The 14,231-nt window shown below is 70.7% G+C and carries 12 protein-coding genes; 8 read left to right on the top strand and 4 right to left on the bottom strand.

Annotation, left to right across the window (positions count from 1 at the left end; genetic code table 11):
- Positions 1 to 53: 53 nt before the first annotated feature.
- A complete protein-coding gene (locus VC184_RS02390) occupies positions 54 to 1,058 on the bottom strand; it encodes a LacI family DNA-binding transcriptional regulator (RefSeq protein WP_323987185.1) in 1,005 nt (334 codons plus the stop codon).
- Between the two features lie 128 nt (positions 1,059 to 1,186).
- Here VC184_RS02390 and VC184_RS02385 point away from each other — a divergent pair, with 128 nt between their 5' ends.
- The 8 genes from VC184_RS02385 to VC184_RS02350 all read left to right on the top strand — a co-directional run bounded on the left by VC184_RS02385 (position 1,187) and on the right by VC184_RS02350 (position 10,631).
- Positions 1,187 to 1,603: an L-rhamnose mutarotase gene (locus VC184_RS02385; protein ID WP_323987184.1), complete on the top strand. Its 417-nt coding sequence runs from the start codon at positions 1,187 to 1,189 to the stop codon at positions 1,601 to 1,603.
- The gene (gene rhaI, locus VC184_RS02380) at positions 1,600 to 2,766 is read left to right on the top strand and encodes an L-rhamnose isomerase (RefSeq protein WP_282502001.1); all 1,167 of its coding nucleotides are present in this window, start codon (positions 1,600 to 1,602) and stop codon (positions 2,764 to 2,766) included. The genes VC184_RS02385 and rhaI overlap by 4 nt, the downstream gene beginning before the upstream one ends.
- Complete coding sequence (locus VC184_RS02375) at positions 2,763 to 4,079, top strand: MFS transporter (RefSeq protein WP_220118289.1); 1,317 nt, start codon at positions 2,763 to 2,765, stop codon at positions 4,077 to 4,079. The genes rhaI and VC184_RS02375 overlap by 4 nt, the downstream gene beginning before the upstream one ends.
- On the top strand, positions 4,076 to 4,936 hold the full coding sequence (locus VC184_RS02370; RefSeq protein WP_282502000.1) for an alpha/beta hydrolase fold domain-containing protein: 861 nt from the start codon (positions 4,076 to 4,078) through the stop codon (positions 4,934 to 4,936). Before VC184_RS02375 ends, VC184_RS02370 begins: the two co-directional genes overlap by 4 nt.
- Positions 4,937 to 4,964: 28 nt before the next feature.
- Entirely contained in the window at positions 4,965 to 7,001 is a 2,037-nt protein-coding gene (locus VC184_RS02365) for a bifunctional aldolase/short-chain dehydrogenase (protein ID WP_323987183.1), read from the top strand.
- 97 nt (positions 7,002 to 7,098) lie between these two features.
- The gene (locus VC184_RS02360; protein WP_407667124.1) at positions 7,099 to 8,526 is read left to right on the top strand and encodes a rhamnulokinase; all 1,428 of its coding nucleotides are present in this window, start codon (positions 7,099 to 7,101) and stop codon (positions 8,524 to 8,526) included.
- A 169-nt stretch (positions 8,527 to 8,695) separates the two neighbouring features.
- On the top strand, positions 8,696 to 8,917 hold the full coding sequence (locus VC184_RS02355) for a hypothetical protein (protein ID WP_112616291.1): 222 nt from the start codon (positions 8,696 to 8,698) through the stop codon (positions 8,915 to 8,917).
- A 103-nt stretch (positions 8,918 to 9,020) separates the two neighbouring features.
- Positions 9,021 to 10,631 (top strand): DHA2 family efflux MFS transporter permease subunit, encoded by a 1,611-nt coding sequence (locus VC184_RS02350; protein ID WP_274178300.1) that lies wholly within the window; start codon positions 9,021 to 9,023, stop codon positions 10,629 to 10,631.
- Here VC184_RS02350 and VC184_RS02345 read toward each other — a convergent pair.
- The 3 genes from VC184_RS02345 to VC184_RS02335 are packed head-to-tail and all read right to left on the bottom strand — an operon-like array spanning position 10,615 to position 14,047.
- Complete coding sequence (locus VC184_RS02345; RefSeq protein WP_274178299.1) at positions 10,615 to 11,460, bottom strand: transglutaminase family protein; 846 nt, start codon at positions 11,458 to 11,460, stop codon at positions 10,615 to 10,617. The two genes, VC184_RS02350 and VC184_RS02345, sit on opposite strands and share 17 nt — an antisense overlap.
- A complete protein-coding gene (locus tag VC184_RS02340; protein ID WP_112616285.1) occupies positions 11,457 to 12,389 on the bottom strand; it encodes an alpha-E domain-containing protein in 933 nt (310 codons plus the stop codon). Before VC184_RS02340 ends, VC184_RS02345 begins: the two co-directional genes overlap by 4 nt.
- Positions 12,383 to 14,047, bottom strand: coding sequence for a circularly permuted type 2 ATP-grasp protein (locus tag VC184_RS02335; protein WP_112616283.1), 1,665 nt, complete (start codon positions 14,045 to 14,047; stop codon positions 12,383 to 12,385). Before VC184_RS02335 ends, VC184_RS02340 begins: the two co-directional genes overlap by 7 nt.
- Positions 14,048 to 14,231 lie beyond the last annotated feature (184 nt).

Raw genomic sequence — 14,231 nt, 5'->3', positions numbered from 1 at the left:
GCGACAGGGCCCCGCGAGGCGACGGTGCCTCGAGGGGCGACAGGATGCCGCGGTCAGCCGGTCGACTCGCGGACGACGAGCTCGGGGCGGAAGCGCACGCGGCGCTCGTGCTCGCCGGCGGGATCGTCGAGGCCGCGCAGCAGGAGGTCGACGGCGCGGTATCCGATCTCGTGGGCGGGCTGGCGGATCGAGCTGAGCGGCACGACGGTGGCCGACGCGAAGTCGATGTCGTCGTAGCCGATGAGCGCGACCTCCTCGGGCACGCGAAGCTGCCCGAGGACCGCGAAGGCCTGCAGCACTCCGACGGCGAGCAGGTCGTTCGCCGCGAACACGGCATCGACGCGGTCCTCTCCGCGGCGGTCGCGCAGCTGCTCGCCGGCAGCACGGCCGTGCAGCACCGACAGGGCGGGCACGGCGAGCTCTTCCAGGTGGGCACCGGCGACTTCGGCCACCGCGCGCCGCGCACCCTCGAGACGATCGGCGACCTGACGGATCGACACCGGTCCGCGGACGAACGCGATGCGCCGACGCCCGCGGGCCAGCAGGTGCGACACGGCGAGATAGCCGCCCTCGACGTCGTCGACCGACACCGAGGCGAAGACGTCGTCGGGCACCTCGCGGTCGACGAGGACGACCGGGACCCCCGCCGCCTGCAGCCCACGCAACCGGTCCAGGCCGTCGCTCGCGGGGGTCACGAGCACGCCGTTGACGCGCTGCTCGCGGAAGAGGTCGAGATACGCCGACTCGCGCTCGGGCTTCTCGTCGCTCGTGCTGAGCAGGACCGCCATGCCGCTCTCGGCAGCACGCTCCTCCGCGCCCCGCGCGACCTCGGCGAAGAACGGGTTGCCGATGTCGAGCACCACGAGGCCGATCGACCGGCTGCGTCCGGCCCGCAGCTGTCGGGCCGCATCGTTGCGGACGAACCCCAGATCGGCGATGGCCTGCTGCACGCGCGCGACCATCTCCGGCGACACGCGCGTCGGGTTGTTGAGGACGTTCGAGACGGTCCCCACCGAAACGGATGCCGCGACCGCGACATCCCGCACGCTCACTGCCATGCACACCACCGTAGCGCGAGCACGACGGCAACGGCAGGATGTGGGTAAGCGCTTGCCGTTTGTGCCCGCGCGCACAACCCGCTACGCTCGTGAAACGATTCACACCAGCTCACCAAGGAGCCTCGACGATGAGTGCATCTACCCACCGGGTCTGCTTCTCGCTGCAGATCCATCCGGACCTGCTCGACGAGTACGTCGCCCGGCACACCCCCGTCTGGCCCGAGATGCTGGCGGAGATCGCCGCGTCCGGCCGCCGCAACTACTCCCTGTTCCTCGGTGAGGGCGGCCGGTTGATCGGCTACTACGAGGTCGACGACGACACCGCGGCTCAGGCGTACCTCGCCGCGTCGCCCGTCGCAGCCCGCTGGGAAGCCGAGATGGCCCGCTTCTTCGTCGGACTCGAGGGGCGTCCCGATCAGGCCGCCACGCCCCTCACCGAGGTCTTCAACCTGCACGACCAACTCGCGGCGGCGACCGCCACCGGCACGGGCACCGCCGCGACGACATCCACCGAAAACCCCGACGAAAGCGACGACGCATCGTGAGCACCCTCTCCCCCGACCACTTCGCCCTGCTCGAGCGCCAGGGCATCGAGCTGCCCAGCTGGGCGTTCGGCAACTCCGGCACCCGGTTCCGCGTGTTCCCCACCGCCGGCACGCCGCGCGATCCGTTCGAGAAGATCGCGGATGCCGCCGAGGTGAACCGTGTCACCGGGCTCGCCCCGGCCGTCGCGCTTCACATCCCGTGGGACAAGGTCGACGACTTCGGCGCCCTGCGCCGCCACGCCGAGGATCTGGGCGTTGCGCTCGGCACGATCAACTCGAACACGTTCCAGGACGAGGACTACAAGTTCGGGGCGCTGACCCACGAGGATGACGCGATCCGCCGCAAGGCCATCGACCACCACCTCGAGTGCATCGACGTCATGGATGCCACGGGCTCCCGCGACCTGAAGATCTGGCTGGCCGAGGGGTCGAACTACCCCGGGCAGAACGACATGCGCGCGCGTCAGGACCGGCTGGCCGACTCGCTGCAGAAGATCTACGACCGCCTGTCCGGCGAGCAGCGCCTCGTGCTGGAGTACAAGTTCTTCGAGCCGTCGTTCTACCACACCGACGTCCCCGACTGGGGGACGAGCTACGTGCAGGTGGCGGCGCTCGGCGAGCGCGCGATGGTCTGCCTCGACACCGGGCACCACGCCCCCGGCACGAACATCGAGTTCATCGTCATGCAGCTGCTGCGCCTCGGCAAGCTCGGCTCGTTCGACTTCAACTCGCGCTTCTACGCCGACGACGACCTCATCGTGGGCGCGGCCGACCCGTTCCAGCTGTTCCGCATCCTCGTCGAGGTGCTGCGCGGCGGCGGCTTCGACAACCCCGATGTCGTGTTCATGCTCGACCAGTGCCACAATATCGAGGCGAAGATCCCGGGGCAGATCCGTTCGGTGCTCAACGTCCAGGAGATGACGGCACGCGCGCTGCTCATCGACGCCGACGCCCTGGCCGCCGCCCGCACCGCGAACGATGTGCTCGGAGCACAGGCAGTCTTCATGGACGCGTTCTACACCGACGTCCGTCCGGCCCTGGCCGAGTGGCGCGAGTCGCGGGGTCTTCCCGCCGACCCGATGGCCGCCTACGCGGCATCCGGCTACCAGGAGAAGATCGAAGCCGACCGCGTCGGCGGCACCCAGGCCGGGTGGGGCGCATGAGCACGACCCGCACCCGCCGCCCGCTGAGCGCCTGGAAGGCGACGATCGCCGTCGCCATGTCGAACTACATCGAGGCCGGCGCGATCATCGCGCTCGCCACGAGTCTGACGCTGTGGCAGGAGGCCTTCGGCTTCGACGACGGGGTCGTCGGCATCGTGGCCGCCCTGTCGGCCAACGCCTTCGGCGCCGCGATCGGCGCCGCGATCGGCGGTCCCCTCTGCGACCGCCTGGGCCGCAAGTTCATCTACACCTACGACCTGATCGTGTTCATGCTCGGAGCTCTGGCCGTCACGTTCGCACCGAACCTCGGGGTCCTGCTCGTCGGCGTCATCCTCATGGGCATCGCGGTCGGCGCGGGCGTTCCGGCGTCGTGGACCTACATCGCCGAGGAGGCACCCAACGAGCACCGTGCCGCACACGTGGGCACGGCGCAACTCGCCTGGTCCATCGGCCCGGCGGTCGGGTTCCTGCTCGCGGTCATCGTCGGCCCGCTGGGACTGCTCGGTTCGCGCCTGATCTTCTTCCACCTCTTCGTCATCGCCGCCGTGACGTGGTGGGTGCGCCGCGGACTCCCCGAGTCGCGCCGGTGGAAGAGCCAGCGCGAGGCCGCGCTCGTCGCGGGCGAACGCCCGTCGTTCTTCTCCGGCATCGTGGGCTTGCTCAAGGAACCGAAGAACTGGGGCGCCCTCGCCTTCCTCATCGGCGTCTACGGCCTCTGGAACACCGTCGCGGGCCAGGCCGGCATCTTCCAGCCGCGTGTGTACGACGCCGCGGGCCTCCACGACCCGATGCAGCAGAACCTGCTGCAGGTGCTCGTCTGGAGCCTCACGGCAGCCGCGACTTTCTTCGGCTTCATGCGCTTCGGCGACCGGGTGCGCCGCAAGTGGTTGTACCTCGGCGGTGCGGCGCTCGGCGTCGTGGCGTGGGCGGTGCTGATCTACGCTCCCCCGGGCCTGTTCTCGCTGCTCTTCTTCGCCGTCGCGTGGGGTGTCTCCGCCGGCGTCGGGGCGCAGGCGTTCTACGGTCTGTGGACCGCCGAGCTGTTCGCCACCCGCTACCGCGCGAGCGCGCAGGGCGTGCTCTTCATGCTCGCCCGGGTCATGGTCGGGCTCCTGAGCCTCGTCTTCCCCGTCCTGCTGTCGGGACTGGGACTCGCCGGACTCGGCGTGATCATCCTCGGGCTGCTCGTCGCCGCGCTGCTGATCGGAACCATCTGGGCGCCGAACACCGAGGGCAAGTCACTCGAGGACATCGAGCTCGAGCGCTACGGCCGGCATGTCCCGACTCCCGCGGAAGAGCGGGTCGCCCGGTGAGCGCCGCCTCCCCGGCCGCGCCCTCGCCCACGTCCGAGGCGGGCGGGCTCATCCGGCTCTACCGCGCGGCCGAACCCGACGGCACCGGATTGGTATGGATGCACGGCGGCGGCTTCGCGTTCGGCGACCTCGACATGCCCGAAGCGGATGCCGTCGCTCGCGGGCTCGCCGCGGCGGGGACGACGGTCTTCTCCGTCGACTACCGCCTCGCCCCGGTGCCGCCCGCGTGGGACGGCGCCGACCAGCAGACGGACGACCGCAGCGGCAACCGCTACCCGGCGGCATCCGACGACGTCCTGCGGGCTTGGCAGTGGGCGGCGTCTCACGCCGAGGAGCTCGGTGTGACGCGCCTGGCGATCGGCGGCGCGAGCGCGGGCGCGAACCTCGCGACGGGCGCGATTCTGCGCCTGCTCGGCGAGGGCGGCATCCTGCCCCGCCTCGTCGTGCTGGCCTACCCCACCCTCCTCGCCGTGCAGCCCGCCCCCGGGCCCGCGCTGCGCGCCGCTCTCGCCGCTCACCCCGAGCACGACCGGTTCGGGGCCGACGTCGTCCGTGAGATGTACGAGAACTACCTCGGCCACTCGGTGATCGGCGCGCCGATCGCGGCCGTTCCGGGCCTCGCGTCGACCGACGAGCTGCGCGGCTTCCCGCCGACGCTCATGATCAACAGCGAGATCGACGAGCTGAGCGTCTCGGGCGACGTGTTCGCCGCGACGCTGCGGGCCGCCGGCGGCGATGTCGACGTCGTCGTCGAGCCGGGCACCGATCACGGCCACCTCAACCGGCCCGAGCATCCGGGTTTCGCCGCATCGATTGCACGTATCGTGCAGCGATTCGCTGCCCTCGCCGCATCCTGACCTCCCCTCCCTATCCCGAAGGAAAGCCATGACCTCCGCCGCAGCCGCCGACCTCATCGCGCGCAGCAACCGCCTGGGCTCCGACCCGAAGAACACCAACTACGCCGGGGGCAACACCTCCGCCAAGGGCACCGACATCGACCCCGTCACCGGTGAGCCCGTCGAGCTGCTGTGGGTCAAGGGATCGGGCGGTGACCTCGGCACGCTGACCGAGTCGGGGCTCGCGGTGCTGCGCCTCGACCGGATGCGGGCGCTGGTGAACGTCTACCCCGGCGTCGAGCGCGAGGACGAGATGGTCGCCGCGTTCGACTACTGCCTGCACGGCAAGGGCGGGGCGGCTCCCTCGATCGACACCGCGATGCACGGGCTGGTGGATGCCGCGCACGTCGACCACCTGCACCCCGACGCCGGCATCGCGATCGCGACCGCCGCGGACGGCGAAGAGCTGACGGCGAAGATCTTCGGCGAGAAGGTCGTGTGGGTGCCGTGGCGGCGACCCGGCTTCCAGCTCGGCCTCGACATCGCCGAGATCAAGGCGCAGAACCCGCAGGCGATCGGGTGCATCCTCGGCGGGCACGGCATCACGGCGTGGGGCGACACCTCGGATGAGGCCGAGGCGAACAGCCGCTGGATCATCGAGACCGCACAGGCCTACATCGACGAGCACGGCGCGGCCGACCCGTTCGGCGGCGTGCGGGCCGGGTTCGAGGCGCTGCCCGAGACGGAGCGCCGCGCCCGCGCCGCGGCCCTGGCCCCCACGATCCGCGGCATCGCCTCGACCGACAAGCCGATGGTCGGTCATTACAGCGACACCGGCGTCGTGCTCCACTTCCTGGCATCCGAGAAGGCACCCGCTCTCGCCGCTCTCGGCACGAGCTGCCCCGACCACTTCCTGCGCACGAAGGTCAAGCCCCTCATCCTCGACGTTCCCGCGACGGCAACGATCGAGGCGCAGATCGCCCGTCTGCACGAGCTGCACGCCCAGTACCGCGCCGACTACCAGGCCTACTACGACGCCCACGCCGACGCGGACTCGCCGGCGATCCGCGGCGCCGACCCGCTCATCGTGCTGGTTCCGGGCGTGGGCATGTTCTCGTACGGGGCGAACAAGCAGACCGCACGCGTTGCGGGTGAGTTCTACATCAACGCGATCAACGTCATGCGCGGCGCCGAGGCCCTCTCGACCTACGCGCCGATCTCGGACGCGGAGAAGTTCCGCATCGAGTACTGGGCGCTCGAAGAGGCCAAGCTCCAGCGGATGCCCAAGCCCAAGACCCACCAGGGGCGCATCGCGTTCGTCACGGGAGCGGCATCCGGCATCGGCAAGGCCATCGCCACCCGACTCGCGGCCGAGGGCGCGTGCGTCGTCGTCGCCGACCTCGACCTCGAGAAGGCGCAGGCTGCCGCCGCGGAGCTCGGCGGCACCGACGTGGCGATCGGCGTCGCGGCCAACGTCGCGGACGCGGACGGCGTGCAGGCCGCGATCGACGCGACGCTGCTGGCGTTCGGGGGCATCGACCTCGTCGTCAACAACGCCGGTCTGTCGCTGTCGAAGCCGCTGCTGGAGACGACCGAGAAGGACTGGGACCTTCAGCACGACGTCATGGCCAAGGGCTCGTTCCTCGTCTCGAAGGCCGCGGCGAAGGCGCTCATCGAGCAGAGGATGGGCGGCGACGTCATCTACATCTCCTCGAAGAACTCCGTCTTCGCCGGGCCCAACAACATCGCGTACTCGGCGACGAAGGCCGACCAGGCCCACCAGGTGCGGCTGCTCGCGGTCGAGCTCGGCGAGCACGGCGTGCGCGTGAACGGCATCAACCCCGACGGTGTCGTGCGCGGCTCGGGCATCTTCGCCTCCGGCTGGGGCGCCAACCGCGCCGCAACCTACGGCGTCAACGAAGAAGACCTCGGCCAGTTCTACGCCAACCGCACGATCCTCAAGCGCGAGGTCGTCCCCGAGAACGTCGCCGACGCCGTCTACGTCCTGACCGGCCCCGAGCTCTCGCGCACGACCGGCCTGCACATCCCCGTGGACTCCGGCGTCGCCGCCGCCTTCCTCCGATGAGGGCAGGCACTCGAATGCACGGCTTCGCGCCGAGTGCACGGCATCCGCACGCTCCAAGGTCGTGCACTCGGCGACAGGCCGTGCACTCGCGGGAAGGATGCCGCGGGTGAGCGCATCAGGGAATGTGGTGGCGGTTGACCTCGGGGCCACCAGCGGGCGGGTCATCGTCGGGCATGTGGGGGCTGACACGCTCCGCACCGAGACGGTGGCGCGGTTCGCCAACGATCCTGTGCACGCGGGCGACGGCCTCCACTGGAACCTCGTGGGGATGTACGGATCGGTGCTGGGCGGTCTGCGCGAGGCCTTCCGCGCGACGCCCGAGATCGCCTCGATCGGGGTCGACTCGTGGGCCGTCGACTACGCGCTGCTGCGCGGCGGGCGGATGCTGGGCGAACCGTTCCACTATCGCGACGAGCGCACCGCCCGCGGGGTCGAGAGCGTGCACGCGCGCTTTCCGCACGCCGAGCTCTTCGAGCGGAACGGCCTGCAGTTCCTGCCGTTCAACACGCTGTACCAGCTCGCCGCTGAGGACCCGGAGGTGCTGGCGTTCGCCGACACCGCCCTCCTCGTACCCGACCTCGTCGGGTACTGGCTGACCGGCGAAGCCCGTGCAGAGCAGACCAACGCGTCGACGACCGGACTCCTGCGGGTGCTGCAGGCCTCGTGGGACGGCGCCCTCGTCTCGGCGCTCGGCATCCCCCGCGGCATCCTCCCTCCGCTTATCGCGCCGGGCGATCGGCTGGGCCCGCTGCGTGCGGACGTCGCAGCGTCGATCGGGGCGCCGACCGACACGCCCGTGACTGCCGTCGGATCGCACGACACCGCCTCGGCCGTCGTCGCCGTGCCGATGCAGCCGGATGCCGCGGCCTACATCTCGTGCGGCACGTGGGGTCTCGTGGGCGTCGAGGTCGACCACCTCGTGCTGACCCGCGCCGCTCTCGAGGCGAACTTCACGAACGAGGGCGGCGTCGACGGCCGCGTGCGCCTGCTGCACAACGTCATGGGCCTGTGGGTCCTGAGCGAGGCCGTGCGGCAGTGGGAGCGCCGCGAGGGACACCGCATCGATCTGCCGACCCTGCTCGACGCCGCACGCGAGGCGGACGGCGTCGTCTTCGACGTCAACGACCCGCGTTTCCTCGCGCCCGGCGAGATGACCTCGCGCATCGACGCCTGGTGCGCCGAGCACGACGTCGCGCCGCCGCGCACCCGCGCGGAGTACACCCGGTCGATCGTCGAGTCGCTCGCGCAGGCGTTCGCCGACGCCGTGGCCGATGCCGCGCGCCTCGGCCGCGTCGATGTCCGGACGATCCACATCGTCGGCGGCGGGGCGCTCAACGAGCTGCTGTGCCAGCGCACGGCCGACCGCGCCGGGATGCCGGTGCTCGCCGGCCCCGTCGAGGCGACGGCACTCGGCAACGTCCTGGTGCAGGCCCGCGCCGCGGGGTTCGTCTCGGGCTCGCTCGAGGCGCTGCGTGACCTCGTCGCCCGCACGCACGCGCCGCGTCGCTACGAGCCCCGCGCCTAGCCGCGGAGCCCGTTCGCGATACATTCGCCGGACCGGCGGTGCGGGAGTGGCCTCAGGCGGCCGCCGACACCACTCCTGCCACGCCGATCCGACGGATGTATCGGCACCACGGCCGGATCGCGTGTCAAGGGGTGCCGCGCGCGGCGACCGCGCGCGTAACGTCGCGGCCATGAGCAGCCACGACACCCCGGCCGGCGGCGCCGGCGACAGCGCGATCCCCTCCGAAGAGCCCACCGGCGACCGTCACCTCGACGATCCCAGCGCCGAGCAGTCGATCACCGATGACGCGCCCCGAGGCGGCGACGAGACCACCGAGGACGAGCTCACGGCCGACAACGCCGCCGAAGAGGACATGCTGAAGACCCTCGACCCGGGCGACCCGCCCGCCTGATCCACTTCTCCATCGAGACGGCCGGTTCCCCGCGGGACCGGCCGTTTTCGCGCTGCGCGAACCTCATCTTGTGTCCGCAATTTTGCTAGCTATTCTAGCAATCATGGAAACTTCGGCACGCCGCCGGTGGGCGGGACTCGTCTTCATCAGCATCGCCGTCGCACTCATCATCGTGGACTCGACGATCGTCAACGTCGCCGTCCCCTCGATCGTCGACGACCTCGGCATCACCTCCACTCAGGTGCAGTGGGTCCAGGAGGCGTACACCCTCGTGTTCGCCTCCCTGCTGCTCGTCTTCGGCAGCGTCGCCGATCGGGTGGGTCGACGACGGATGCTGCTGACCGGCGTCGTCGTCTTCGCGCTGGCCTCGGTCGGCGCGGCGCTCGCGTCGAGCGGTGACCTGCTCATCCTCGCCCGCTTCGTTCAGGGCGTCGGCGGCGCGATGATCCTCCCGACCACCCTCTCGCTCCTGAACGCGACGTTCCGCGGCCGCGAGCGCGGCATCGCCTTCGCCGTCTGGGGCTCGACGATCGGCGGCATGGCCGCCGTCGGGCCGCTGCTCGGCGGCTGGCTGACCACGACGTTCTCGTGGCACTGGGCCTTCGGCATCAACATCCCCCTCGGCATCCTCATCGTCGTGGGCGTCCTGCTGACGGTCGACGAGTCCCGCGGCGGGGCCGTCGGAGTCGACGTCATCGGAGCCGTCCTGTCGGTCATCGCCATGGGCACCCTGGTGTTCGGCCTCATCGAGGGACGCACCTACGGCTGGTGGACGGTCGACCAGCGGCCCGCGCTCTTCGGTGCGTCGTGGCCGTGGGACCTCTCCCCGGTCCCGATCGCGTTCGCCGCCTCAGCCGTGACGATCGCGGTCTTCATCGCCTGGGGCGTGCGCCGTCGCCGGGTCGGCAAGCCCACTCTTCTGGCCTTCGGGCTCTTCGGCATCCCGTCGTTCCGCAACGGCAATCTCGCCGCCCTCGTCGTCGCGCTCGGCGAGTTCGGCATCATCCTGGCCCTTCCCCTGTGGCTGCAGTTCGCGCTCGGATTTGAGGCGGTCCAGACGGGCCTCGTGCTGCTCGCCCTGGCCGCGGGCTCGTTCGTCGCCAGCGGGCTCGCCGGCGCCCTGTCGGGCAAGGTCTCGCCGGTCTGGATCGTTCGCGCGGGCCTGGCCGCCGAGATCGTCGGCGTCGTCGGCGTGGCCCTCGTCATCGCCCCCGATGCGACGTGGGGCCCGCTCGTCCCGGCGCTGTTCGTCTACGGGATCGGCGTCGGCCTCGCGACGGCGCAGCTCACCGGCGTCGTCCTCGCCGATGTCCCCGTCGCCGAGGGAGGGCAGGCGTCCGGAACCCAGTCCACCGCACGCCAGCTCGGCGCCGCGCTCGGCATCGCGATCCTCGGGACCATCCTGTTCTCGACGACCTCCGGCGCCCTCACCGCCAAGCTCGACGATCGCGGCATACCCGCCGAGCAGCGCGATCAGGTCGTCAGCGCGGTCGTCGAGAGCGCGGGCGGCGCGATCGCGGGCCTCGAGGCCTCGCCGCAGACCGCCGACGTCGCGACCGACGCGAAGGCTGCCCTCTCGGACGGCACACGGGCCGCGAGCTTCGCCGCGGCGGGCTTCCTCGTGCTGGGCCTCGCGGCGACGGCATCCCTCGGCCGGGGCGCCCGCCGCGAACCGGTCGAAGCGGATGCCGCGGAGGTCACGCCTCGCGGGTGATCGTCACCGTGACGTGCAGGGCGCTTTTGTACGGGCCCGCGAAGACCCCGCGCAGCGGCGGGACGTCGTTGTAGTCTCGGCCCCGCCCGACCAGCACGTGCCGGTCGCTGATCTCGACGTTGTTAGTGGGGTCGAAGCCCTGCCAGTCACCGGCGAACCACTCGATCCACGCGTGCGACTCGCCCGTCACCGGCACGCCGACCTGAGCGTCGGGATCGGGATGCAGATAGCCCGAGACGTATCGCGCCGGGATGCCGACGCTCCGCAGAGCGCCGAGCGTGATGTGCGCGATGTCCTGGCACACGCCCGTGCGCTGGGGCCACGACTCCGCGGCGGTGGAGTGCACCCCGGTGACGCCGGGCATGTACTCGACGGCATCCCCGATCGCGATCGCGATCGCGTGGGCCGCCGGCCCCGGCTCGTCGTGCGACCCCGCGATCTCGCGCGCCAGCGCCCCCACCTCCGGATGCGGCGCCGTGCGCGCCGTCTGCCCGAGCTGCTCGACCGTGTGGATCGAGCGCTCCGTCTCCGCGGCGAGCTCCTCCCACGAGATCTGCCGGTGCTCGATGGGGCGCGGCCGAACCTCGACCAGCGAGCGGGCCGTGATCGACAGCGCGTGATGCGCGGCGAGCACGTCGAACGCGGCGACCCGGGTGCCGAAGTAGTCCACGTAGTGGTTGACGGCCGTCGTCGGGTCGATGTCGAGCTGCGAACTCAGCACGAACTGGCTGTCGGTCGAGCCCGGCAGCATCCGCGCCTCGTTGTACGACGCGGCGACGTCTCCGGGATAGGTGAATCCGGTCGCGTGCTCGATGCGCAGACGCTTCACGAGGTCTCTCCAATCCAGTTCGGTTCCGCCGCCGTGGGGAAGAATCGACCGCGGATCGCTTCGGATGCCTCGCGGGTCACCTTCTGCACGTTGTCCATGTGCTCGGGCAGCTCGGAGAGGATCTCGCCGAGCGGCCGGTACTCGAGGTCGTTGCGGATACGACCGAGGGCCCGCAGCACCGCATTGGAGTGCCCCACCCGGTCGGCGACAGGGTCGATCGCGCTCATGCACTCCTCGGCACGTTGGATCGAGTGGATGATCGAACGCGGGAAGAGACGGTCGAGCAGCAGGAACTCCGCCGCGTTGCGCGCGCTCGGCATCCCGCGATACGTCCGCAGATACGCCTCATACGCACCGCAGGAGCGGAGGATCGTCGTCCACGAGGGGCCGGACTCCTCCGTCAACGAGCGCGTCGCGAGCAGCCGCGCGGTCATGTCGGTGCGCTCGATCGAGCGCCCCAGCGTGAAGAACTGCCAGGCCTCGTCGCGACTCGTCGACGAGTCGGTGACCCCGACGGCGAGCGCCGCGCGCTCTCGCACCCAGTGGAAGAACTCGTGCACCTTCTCGGCGTTGAGTCGCCGCGGCATCCGCGAATAGGTGGTGTTGAGGGTCTCCCACAGCTCGGTGGAGACGATCTCGCGGGCGCGGCGGGCGTTCTCGCGCGCCGACTGCAGCGAGTAGGCGATGCTCGACGGATTGGTGCGGTCGACCGCGAGCCGGGTCAGCACGTCCTGACGGGTGACGGTATCGAGCCCCTCGGGCGGGAACGACCCCATGACCGACAGGAGCGACCGGCAGGCGGTGTCCTCGTCGATCCAGGGGTCCTCGAGCAGCAGCTGCAGGTGGACGTCGAGGATGCGGGCGGTGCCGTCGCTCCGCTCGATGTAGCGTCCGATCCAGAAGAGGCTCTCGGCGATGCGGCTCAGCACGTCGCACCTCCGGTCTGCTGCTGCTGCTCCTGCTGCTCGCTCAGGCCGCCGGGGTGGTCCTGCGGCGAATGGGCCGGCTCGTCCTGCTCGTCGTAGATGATCGGGATCGCCTGCGTCGACGCCTGATCGGCGACGAGGCCGGCGAGGTTGCCCTGGCTGTACTCGACCGTGCGCGGCGCGTCACCGCCGACGACCCACGTGTCCTTCGATCCGCCGCCCTGACTGGAGTTGACGACGAGCTGCCCCTCCGGCAGCGCGACGCGCGTGAGGCCGCCCGGCAGCACCCACACCTCTTCGCCGTTGTTGACCGCGAACGGGCGCAGGTCGGCGTGGCGGGGGCGCATGCCGTCCTCGACGAGCGTGGGGATCGTCGAGAGCATGACGACGGGCTGCGCGATCCACCCGCGCGGATCGGCCAGCAGCTTCTTGCGCAGCTTCTCGAGCTCGGCGGGCGAAGCGTCCGGGCCCACGACGAGTCCTTTGCCGCCCGACCCGTCGACGGGCTTCACGACGAGCTCGTCGAGCCGGTCGAGCACCTCTTCGAGCGCGCCCGGGTCCTCGAGCCGCCAGGTGTCGACGTTCTTGAGGATGGGCTCCTCCGCGAGGTAGTACCGGATGAGGTCGGGCACGTAGGTGTAGAGCAGCTTGTCGTCGGCGACGCCGTTGCCCACGGCGTTGGCGATCGTGACGTTGCCCAGGCGTGCGGCGAGCATGAGGCCCGGGGCGCCGAGCATGGAGTCGGCACGGAACTGCAGCGGGTCGAGGAAGTCGTCGTCGACTCGGCGGTAGATGACGTCGACGCGCTGCGGACCCCGGGTCGTGCGCATGAACACCTTGCCGCCCGAGCAGACCAGGTCGCGGCCTTCGACGAGCTCGACGCCCATGAGACGCGCGAGCAGCGTGTGCTCGAAGTACGCGGAGTTGTAGACGCCCGGCGTCAGCACGACGACGTTGGGGTCGTCGACTCCGGGAGGTGCTGAGGCGCGCAGGGCCTGGAGGAGCTTGTTCGGGTAGTCGCCGACGGGTCGGACCCGCATCGAGACGAACAGCTCGGGCAGGGTCTGCGCCATGACGCGGCGGTTCGAGATGACGTAGCTGACCCCCGAGGGGACGCGCACGTTGTCCTCGAGCACGCGCATCTCGCCGTGCTCGTCGCGGATGAGGTCGATGCCCGAGACCTGGATGCGCACGCCGTTGGCGGAGCGGATGCCGGCCGCCTGACGGTAGTAGTACTGCGACGAGGCGATGAGCTTCGCGGGCAGCACGCCGTCGCGGACGCAGAACTGGTGTCCGTAGGCGTCGTCGAGGAAGGCCTCCAGCGCACGCACGCGCTGCTTCACGCCCGACTCGACGTGCGACCACTCGTCGTAGTCGATGACGCGGGGAACGGCATCGAGCGGGAAGGGGCGCTCCTCCCCCGCGAAGTCGAACGTGACGCCCTGCGCGAGGTACGAGCTCGCGAGCGATTCGGTGCGGCCGCGGAGCTCCTCCTGGGTCATCTGCGCGAGCGCCTGATACAGCTCGCGGTACGCCGCGCGCGAGCTGCCGGGGGCGGGCATCGTGCCCGAGACCTCGAACATCTCGTCGTACGGCGGCACCCCCGATACGGTCTTGCGCGGCGTCAGCGTCGAGCCGTATCCGTCGAAGAGGTCACCCATGGATGCGAGCCTAATCCGGGCTGTGTTGCGTCAGTATTTCCCGACCTGTTTCCCCCGCCGTGTTGACATCCGGCGCGCGGCTGAGCGATACATCCGTCGGACTGGTGGGGCTGATGTCGTCACGGCGTCGGCTGGACCAGACACCAGCCGCACCGGTCCTGCAGATGTATCGCGCCGCGGCGGG

The sequence above is a fragment of the Microbacterium plantarum genome, assembly GCF_035231185.1.
In the GTDB taxonomy this organism is placed as follows: domain Bacteria; phylum Actinomycetota; class Actinomycetes; order Actinomycetales; family Microbacteriaceae; genus Microbacterium; species Microbacterium plantarum.
The sequence above is the reverse complement of the archived record's forward strand: the minus strand, read 5'-3'. Positions and strand labels throughout refer to the sequence as shown.

What these genes read in the sequence shown, in the direction of transcription:
- VC184_RS02335 (WP_112616283.1), bottom strand. Translation starts at nt 14,047, where the DNA reads ATGGGTGACCTCTTCGACGGATACGGCTCGACGCTGACGCCGCGCAAG.
- VC184_RS02385 (WP_323987184.1), top strand. Translation starts at nt 1,187, where the DNA reads ATGAGTGCATCTACCCACCGGGTCTGCTTCTCGCTGCAGATCCATCCG.
- VC184_RS02350 (WP_274178300.1), top strand. Translation starts at nt 9,021, where the DNA reads ATGGAAACTTCGGCACGCCGCCGGTGGGCGGGACTCGTCTTCATCAGC.
- VC184_RS02390 (WP_323987185.1), bottom strand. Translation starts at nt 1,058, where the DNA reads ATGGCAGTGAGCGTGCGGGATGTCGCGGTCGCGGCATCCGTTTCGGTG.
- VC184_RS02355 (WP_112616291.1), top strand. Translation starts at nt 8,696, where the DNA reads ATGAGCAGCCACGACACCCCGGCCGGCGGCGCCGGCGACAGCGCGATC.
- VC184_RS02375 (WP_220118289.1), top strand. Translation starts at nt 2,763, where the DNA reads ATGAGCACGACCCGCACCCGCCGCCCGCTGAGCGCCTGGAAGGCGACG.
- VC184_RS02365 (WP_323987183.1), top strand. Translation starts at nt 4,965, where the DNA reads ATGACCTCCGCCGCAGCCGCCGACCTCATCGCGCGCAGCAACCGCCTG.
- VC184_RS02360 (WP_407667124.1), top strand. Translation starts at nt 7,099, where the DNA reads ATGCCGCGGGTGAGCGCATCAGGGAATGTGGTGGCGGTTGACCTCGGG.